Source organism: Streptomyces sp. MBT65 (assembly GCF_016612545.1).
Lineage (GTDB): Bacteria > Actinomycetota > Actinomycetes > Streptomycetales > Streptomycetaceae > Streptomyces.
Window position 1 is genome coordinate 1 of the sequence record NZ_JAENRY010000518.1, and the last position, 6,168, is coordinate 6,168.

The 6,168-nt window shown below is 70.8% G+C and carries 3 protein-coding genes; 1 reads left to right on the forward strand and 2 read right to left on the reverse strand.

The window, feature by feature from the left end; translation table 11 throughout:
* Positions 1-294: 294 nt before the first annotated feature.
* Both JHN63_RS49505 and JHN63_RS49510 read right to left on the reverse strand, forming a co-directional pair.
* A complete protein-coding gene (locus JHN63_RS49505; protein ID WP_200691697.1) occupies positions 295-783 on the reverse strand; it encodes a PaaI family thioesterase in 489 nt (162 codons plus the stop codon).
* Between the two features lie 61 nt (positions 784-844).
* Positions 845-3,124 carry an FdhF/YdeP family oxidoreductase gene (locus JHN63_RS49510; RefSeq protein WP_200691698.1) on the reverse strand — a complete coding sequence of 760 codons (2,280 nt, stop codon included), beginning with the start codon at positions 3,122-3,124 and terminating at the stop codon, positions 845-847.
* Between the two features lie 658 nt (positions 3,125-3,782).
* Between JHN63_RS49510 and polA the strand changes: the two genes are divergently transcribed.
* Positions 3,783-6,168 (forward strand): DNA polymerase I (gene polA, locus JHN63_RS49515; protein ID WP_200691699.1); only part of this gene is annotated, 2,386 nt, incomplete at its 3' end.

Consider the following 6,168-nt stretch of genomic DNA (forward strand, 5'->3'; position numbering starts at 1 on the left):
CTGTGCGGCTGTGCGGCTGTGCGGGTGGGCGGTCGGGTCGCGGTGTGAGGCTGGGCCGGTCGGTGGCCGGTCGGCGGTCAGTCGTGGCGTGTGTGGACCGGTGGGCGGTCGGTCGTGGCGTGCGCGTGGACCGATCGGCAGTCGGGTCGCGGCGCGTGCGTGGACCTGTCCGCGCCCCGCCCGCGGTGTGCGCGTGGACGTGTCCGGGGCCGCGCGGCCGGGTGTGCGCGGCCGGGTGTGCGGTTCCGCCCGGGGGCGGCCCGGGCCGCGCGCGGGGACTCACCTCGCGGCGATTCAGCCGGCGGCGCCCGCGGGGATCCCGTCGCCCGGCTTCACGTCGCGCAGCAGGCAGGTCAGCCGCGCGGAGCACACCCGTCGCCCGTCCTCGTCACTGATCACGATCTCGTACGTCGCCGTCGAGCGGCCCCGGTGCACGGGGGTGGCGACGCCGGTCACCAGGCCGGAGCGGGCGCCGCGGTGGTGGGTGCAGTTCAGGTCGACGCCGACGGCGATCTTCGTGCTGCCGCCGTGCAGCATCGCCCCCAGCGAGCCGAGGGTCTCCGCCAGGACGGCCGACGCGCCCCCGTGCAGCAGCCCGTACGGCTGGGTGTTCCCCTCCACCGGCATCGTGCCGACGACACGCTCGGCGGACGCCTCGACGATCTCCACGCCCATGCGCGTGCCGAGGTGGCCCGCCGAGAAGAGCGCGACCAGATCGATCCCGAGCGCCGAGTACTCGTCGATGACGTCCTGCGGGAACTTCCCGTGCTGCTGCTCGCCCATGGGGCCGACTCCGTTCGTCCTGCGCCTGACCGGCGGACCTGACTGACGGCTGAGCAAACGCTCAGTCGGTCGCCGATTGTTCCAGACGTACGACGACGGACTTGCTGGCCGGGGTGTTGCTGGTGTCCGCGGTGGCGTCCAGGGGGACCAGGACGTTGGTCTCGGGGTAGTAGGCCGCGGCGCAGCCCCGCGCGGTCGGATAGTGCACGACCCGGAAACCGGGCGCCCGCCGCTCCACCCCGTCCTTCCACTCGCCGACCAGATCGACGTACGACCCGTCGGCGATCCCGAGCCGGGCGGCGTCCTCGGGGTGGACCATGACGACCCGGCGGCCGTTCTTGATGCCCCGGTAGCGGTCGTCGAGGCCGTAGATCGTGGTGTTGTACTGGTCGTGCGAGCGCAGCGTCTGCAACAGCAGGCGGCTTTCGGGCAGTTCGGGGTACTCGACGGGCGCGGCGGTGAAGTTGGCCTTGCCGGTGGTGGTCGGGAAGCGGCGCTCGTCGCGCGGGGCGTGGGGGAGCGCGAAGCCGCCGGGGTGCGCGACACGCGTGTTGAAGTCCTGGAAGCCGGGGATCACGCGCGCGATGCGGTCGCGGATCGTGGCGTAGTCCTTCTCGAACTCCTCCCAGGGCGTGCGGGATTCGGCACCGAGGACGCGGCGGGCGAGGCGGCACACGATGGCGGTCTCGGACAACAACTGGGCGCTCGCGGGCTCCAGACGGCCGCGTGAGGCGTGCACCATGCCCATCGAGTCCTCGACGGTCACGAACTGCTCGCCGCCGCCCTGGAGATCGCGCTCGGTGCGGCCCAGGGTGGGCAGGATGAGGGCACGCGCGCCCGTGACGACGTGCGAGCGGTTGAGCTTCGTCGACACGTGCACGGTGAGGCCGGCGCGCCGCATGGCGGCTTCGGTGACCTCGGTGTCGGGGGATGCGGACACGAAGTTGCCGCCCATGGCGAAGAACACCTTCGCGTCGCCGTCGCGCAGCGCGCGGATCGCGGCGACGACGTCATAGCCGTGCTCGCGCGGCGGGGCGAAGCCGAACTCCTTCTCCAGGGCGTCCAGGAAGGCGGGTGCGGGGCGCTCGAAGATGCCCATGGTGCGGTCGCCCTGCACGTTGCTGTGGCCGCGCACCGGGCACACGCCCGCGCCCGGGCGGCCGATGTTGCCGCGCAGCAGAAGGAAGTTGACGACCTCGCGGATGGTCGGCACGGCGTGCTTGTGCTGGGTGAGGCCCATCGCCCAGCACACGATGGTGCGTTCGGAGGCGAGGACCATGGACAGGGCCTGCTCGATCTCCGGACGGCTCAGCCCGGTCGCCAGGAGGGTCTCGTCCCAGTCGGCGTCCCGCGCGGCGGCCGCGAACTCCTCGTAGCCGTGGGTGTGTTCGTCGACGAAGGCCTGGTCGACCGCGCCGTCCGTCTCGAGGATGAGCTTGTTGAGGAGGCGGAAGAGGGCCTGGTCGCCGCCGATGCGGATCTGGAGGAACAGGTCGGTGAGGGCGGCGCCCTTGAGCATGCCCTGCGGGGTCTGCGGGTTCTTGAACTTCTCCAGGCCCGCTTCGGGCAGCGGGTTGACGCTGATGATTTTCGCGCCGTTGACCTTGGCCTTCTCCAGGGCGGAGAGCATGCGCGGGTGGTTGGTGCCCGGGTTCTGGCCGGCGACGACGATCAGGTCGGCCTGGTAGAGGTCCTCCAGCAGGACGCTGCCCTTGCCGATGCCGATCGTCTCGTTCAGCGCGGAACCCGACGACTCGTGGCACATGTTCGAGCAGTCCGGCAGGTTGTTGGTGCCCAGCTCCCGCGCGAACAACTGGTAGAGGAACGCGGCCTCGTTGCTGGTGCGGCCCGAGGTGTAGAAGAGGGCCTCGTCCGGGGAGCCGAGGGCGGCGATCTCCTCCGCGACGATGTCGAAGGCACGCTCCCAGGTGACCGGTTCGTAGTGCTCGGCCCCTTCGGGGAGATACATGGGGTGCGTGAGCCGTCCCTGCTGGCCCAGCCAGTACCCGCTGCGCGTCGCGAGATCGGCCACCGGATGGGCGGCGAAGAACTCCGGGGTGACCCGGCGCAGGGTGGCCTCCTCGGCGACCGCCTTCGCGCCGTTCTCACAGAACTCCGCCGCGTGCCGGTGGTCCGGCTCCGGCCAGGCACAGCCCGGGCAGTCGAAGCCGTCCTTCTGATTGACCCGCAGCAGCGTCAACGCGGTGCGCTTGACCCCCATCTGCTGCTGCGCGATGCGCAACGTGTGCCCGATCGCCGGAAGTCCGGCCGCGGCGTGCTTGGGCTCGGTGACCTGGGGCGCGTCCTGGACGGGATCACCCTTGGGCGGCTTCGTGGCCATCGCGGGCCCTCCTTCGCTGGCACATGTGCACTACATCTCCGATCCTCGCATGCGGCAGTGACAACGCCGAGGTCGGTTCGTGGGCTCAATGGTTTCGGAGTGCGGGGGGCGCGGTGTGGGGCAGCGGGCGGGGTGGGCTTGTCCGGCTCCTCACCGCGGCGGGCGGTGTTGGTCGGTTCGGTTCGGTCCGTGGTGGGCGACGCTGGTCGGTCCGGTTCGGTCCGGCCCGTGGTGGCGTGGGGTGGGGTGGGGTGGTGCCGGTCGGTCCGATGCGCCGTGCGGCGGGCCGGGGAGTGTGCGTCCGGGGCTCCTGCCGCGCCGGATGACCTTGCACGCGTGCGTGGCCTTCCGTGCGGCTACCGGGCGCGGCCACGGGGACCGGTTCTCGTGCGAGCGTTGCCGCGACGCGACGGGCCACGCTGTCTGCGCCTCGCGCGGGCTTCGTCCGTCTCCACCTTCGCTACTGCTTCACTACTGCCTCACTGCCTCACTGTCTCCACGCTGCGGGTCGCGCCGGATCCGCTGCTCCCGCCGTCTCTCCCGAGCCCCTCTGTTCGCCTTCGCCCGCCCCTCCGCCAACCCTTGTTCGTCGCGGCCACGCCCTCCGACGCGGCGACCGTGACTCCGACTGTCAGTGGGGCGTGGCAGGATCGGGGTCGTGGCAGAGACAGCATCGAAGAAGACCGACAAGACCTCCGGGAACACCTCCGGCGGCGACCGTCCACGGCTGATGCTGATGGACGGGCACTCGCTGGCCTACCGCGCGTTCTTCGCGCTGCCCGTGGAGAACTTCACGACCGCGACGGGCCAGCCGACGAACGCGATCTACGGCTTCGCGTCGATGCTGGCCAACACCCTGCGCGACGAGGCGCCCACACACTTCGCGGTGGCCTTCGACGTGTCCCGGAAGACCTGGCGCTCCGAGGAGTTCACCGAGTACAAGGCGAACCGCTCCAAGACCCCGGACGAGTTCAAGGGCCAGGTCGAGCTGATCGGCGAGCTGCTCGACGCGATGCACGTGTCCCGGTTCGCGGTCGACGGCTTCGAGGCCGACGACGTCATCGCCACGCTCGCCACCCAGGCCGAGGCCGAGGGCTTCGACGTGCTGATCGTCACCGGCGACCGCGACTCCTTCCAGCTCGTGTCCGAGCACACGACCGTGCTCTACCCGACGAAGGGTGTCTCCGAGCTGACCCGGTTCACCCCGGAGAAGGTCGTCGAGAAGTACGGGTTGACGCCCGCCCAGTACCCCGACTTCGCGGCCCTGCGCGGCGACCCGTCCGACAACCTCCCGGGCATCCCCGGCGTCGGCGAGAAGACCGCCGCGAAGTGGATCAACCAGTTCGGTTCGTTCGCCGAGTTGGTCGAGCGCGTCGACGAGGTCAAGGGCAAGGCCGGGCAGAACCTCCGCGACCACCTGGACGCCGTCAAGCTCAACCGCCGCCTCACCGAGATGGTCAAGGACGTCGAACTCCCCAAGACGGTCGTCGACTTGGGCCGCGCTCCGTACGACCGCACGGCCGTCGCGATGGTTCTCGACACCCTGGAGATCCGCAACCCCTCGCTGCGCGAGCGACTGCTGGCCGTCGACCCGGGCGCCGAGGAGGCCGACCCGACCCCGGCCGCCGAGAGCGGTGTGGCGGTCGACGGCTCGGTCCTGGGCACCGGTGAACTGACCGGCTGGCTGGCCGACTACGGCACCGAGCCCCTCGGTGTCGCCACCGTCGACACCTGGGCTCTCGGCTCCGGTTCGGTGACCGAGGTCGCGCTCGCCACCGCCGGGGGAGCGGCCGCCTGGTTCGACCCCGCGGAGCTGGACGAGAGCGACGAGAACGCGTTCGCGGCCTGGCTGTCCGACGTCGACCGGCCCAAGGTGTTCCACAACGCCAAGGGTGCGATGCGGGTCTTCGCGGAGCACGGCTGGACGATCGCCGGCATCGACATGGACACCGCGCTCGCCGCCTACCTGGTCAAGCCCGGCCGCCGCTCCTTCGACCTGGACGCGCTGTCCCTGGAGTACCTGGGCCGTGAGCTGGCGCCCGCCGCCGCGGCCGACGGTCAGTTGGCCTTCGGCGCGGACGACGGCGCCGAGGCGGACGCCCTGATGGTGCAGGCCCGCGCGATCCTCGACCTCGGCGACGCCTTCGGAGAGCGCCTCCAGGAGGTCGGCGCGGCGGACTTGCTCCGTGACATGGAGCTGCCCACCTCGATCCTGCTGGCCCGCCTGGAGCGGTCCGGCATCGCGGCCGACAAGGCCCACCTCGAAGCCATGGAGCAGATGTTCGCCGGGGCCGTGCAGCAGGCGGTGAAGGAGGCGCACGCGGCGGCGGGGCACGAGTTCAACCTCGGCTCGCCCAAGCAGCTCCAGGAAGTCCTCTTCGGCGAACTCGGCCTGCCCAAGACGAAGAAGACGAAGACCGGCTACACGACCGACGCGGACGCGCTGGCCTGGCTGGCCAACCAGACCGAGAACGAACTGCCGGTCATCATGCTCCGCCACCGCGAACAGGCGAAGCTGCGCGTCACCGTAGAGGGCCTGATCAAGACGGTCGCGACCGACGGCCGTATCCACACCACGTTCAACCAGACGGTCGCGGCGACGGGACGGCTGTCGTCCACGGACCCGAACCTGCAGAACATCCCGGTCCGTACGGACGAGGGCAGGGCGATCCGCCGCGGCTTCGTGGTGGGCGAGGGCTACGAGTCGCTGATGACCGCGGACTACAGCCAGATCGAACTCCGCGTGATGGCCCATCTCTCTGAGGACGAGGGCCTGTTGGAGGCGTTCACCTCCGGCGAGGACCTGCACACCACGGTCGCCTCCCAGGTGTTCTCGGTCGAGGGTGCCGCGGTCGACGCGGAGATGCGCCGCAAGATCAAGGCGATGTCGTACGGCCTTGCCTACGGCCTGTCCGCGTTCGGCCTCTCCCAGCAGCTGAACATCGACGCGGGTGAGGCACGCGTCCTCATGGACACGTACTTCGAGCGTTTCGGCGGGGTACGGGACTATCTGCGCCGGGCGGTCGACGAGGCCCGGGCGACGG